The sequence below is a fragment of the Mesorhizobium amorphae genome, assembly GCF_014843845.1.
GTDB lineage: Bacteria > Pseudomonadota > Alphaproteobacteria > Rhizobiales > Rhizobiaceae > Mesorhizobium > Mesorhizobium amorphae_A.
In genome coordinates this window covers 1-445 of the sequence record NZ_JHQS01000082.1, presented here as the reverse complement: position 1 = coordinate 445, position 445 = coordinate 1, and the positions used below count along the sequence as shown (strand labels likewise).

1 protein-coding gene is annotated in these 445 nt (G+C 62.2%); it reads right to left on the bottom strand.

The features are described 5' to 3' along the window. Window positions 1-40: 40 nt before the first annotated feature. Window positions 41-445, bottom strand: a 405-nt coding sequence (locus DH08_RS30080; RefSeq protein WP_192182888.1) for an aminotransferase class III-fold pyridoxal phosphate-dependent enzyme, incomplete at its 5' end; no start/stop codon positions are given.

Genomic DNA, 445 nt, shown 5'->3' with positions numbered 1-445 from the left:
GGCGCATGATGACCAAACCCGAGAATGCGCGACGACCTGCTCATGGTCTTGAACCGAAGCGTTCGCCGGCTTCCTCGATCGCGTCATAGAGTCCGTCCAACTCGTCTCCGGTGATGCAATAGGGTGGGAGAAGATAAAGGACATTGCCAAGCGGGCGCACAAGCAGCCCCTGGTCGAGGAAGAACGTGCGCAGCTTTGGTCCGATCTGGGCCAGATAGCCGGCTGAGCCGGCGCGCAGGTCGAGAGCCACGATCGTGCCGGTCGCCCGGCAGTCGGTGAAGTTGGTATTGTCGCGAAAGCGCCGAAGCCCGGCGCCCTGCATCGCGCTCAAGGCCGCGATCCGCTTGACTACCGGCTCGTCCTGCCAGATCTCGACATTGGCGAGGGCGGCCGCGCAGGCAATCGGATTGGCGGTGTAGGAGCTCGAATGAAAGAAGGTCTTCTT